Here is a 278-nt window from a genome sequence, read left to right as displayed (position 1 = left end):
AATACTGCCGTGATCGTGGTAGAACCGGAAGCCTCCCCAGTAGCAAGACCATTACTTTCTGAGGCATTAGAGATCGTTGCTGTTGCAGTGTTTGATGAAATCCAAGTCACCGCACTGGTGATGTTGTGCGTGCTGGAGTCCGAATAAGTGCCAATCGCCGTAAACTGCTGGGTTGTACCTTTTGCAATCGATGGATTAGTTGGGCTAACTGCAATCGAAACTAAAGTCGCATTCGTCACCGCTAAACTTGCTGTACCTGATACAGAACCTAATGTTGC

General features: G+C 47.5%; 1 protein-coding gene. It reads right to left on the bottom strand.

Features of this window, described 5'->3' with window-relative positions; translation table 11 throughout:
• Positions 1-278 (bottom strand): Ig-like domain-containing protein (locus Lgra_RS12595; RefSeq protein ID WP_193786667.1); only part of this gene is annotated, 278 nt, incomplete at both ends.

This window comes from Legionella gratiana (assembly GCF_001467695.1).
Lineage (GTDB): Bacteria > Pseudomonadota > Gammaproteobacteria > Legionellales > Legionellaceae > Legionella > Legionella gratiana.
Note: the sequence above shows the minus strand (reverse complement) of the source record. Positions and strands in the feature narration are given on the sequence as shown.